The 973-nt window shown below is 40.9% G+C and carries 1 pseudogene; it reads left to right on the top strand.

What is annotated here, in order from left to right:
* Positions 1 to 973: pseudogene (locus A7P54_RS18970) on the top strand (cell surface protein); the annotation flags it as partial.

Genomic DNA, 973 nt, shown 5'->3' with positions numbered 1-973 from the left:
GAAGTTAAATATCGTTGGTGGCGCTGATGCTGCAACAGCAGAAGACAAGACTAGCGGTGAAAACGTGATTACCCGTACTACGGCAGATGGTATCAAGATTGAATTGTTGAAAGATGCCAAATTCGACAGCATCACGACTGGTGATACGGTATTAAACGACAAAGGTGTAACCATTAAAGATGGTCCAAGCATCACCAAAGATGGCATCAATGCGGGTGATAAAGTTATCAGCAATGTTGCTGATGGTGTGAATGGTAAAGATGCAGTCAATGTTGACCAGTTAACCAAAGTTAAAGATGGTTTAGATGGCAAGATTACTGATACCAACACCAAGTTAGACGATGCGAAGAAAGACTTAGGTAATCAGATCACAGATACTAAGACTGAACTCAACAACACGATCAATAACACCAAAACTGAACTGAACACCAAGATTGACAACACCAAGACTGAGTTGGAAAACAAAGGCTTGAACTTTGCAGGTAATGCAGGTGCAGATGTACATCGTAAGTTGGGTGAGAAGTTAAATATCGTTGGTGGTGCTGATGCAGCGACTGCAGAAGACAAGACCAGCGGTGAAAACGTGATTACCCGTACTACAGCAGATGGTATCAAAGTTGAATTGTTGAAAGATGCGAAGTTCGACAGCATTACAACTGGTGACACGGTAGTAAACAACAATGGTTTAACCATTAAAGATGGTCCAAGCATCACTAAAGATGGCATCAATGCAGGTAATAAGGTCATTAGCAATGTTGCAGATGGTGTGAATGGTAAAGATGCGGTGAATGTTGACCAGTTAACCAAAGTTAAAGATGGTTTAGATGGCAAGATTACCGATACCAATAGTAAGTTAGATGATGCGAAGAAAGACTTGGGTAACCAAATCACGGACACCAACAACAAGTTAGACGATGCAAAGAAAGACTTAGGTAATCAGATTACAGATACGAAAACTGAGTTAAACAACACG

It is taken from the genome of Acinetobacter sp. Ac_3412 (assembly GCF_013072675.1).
In the GTDB taxonomy this organism is placed as follows: domain Bacteria; phylum Pseudomonadota; class Gammaproteobacteria; order Pseudomonadales; family Moraxellaceae; genus Acinetobacter; species Acinetobacter higginsii.
This window is presented reverse-complemented; position numbering and strand designations above follow the sequence as displayed.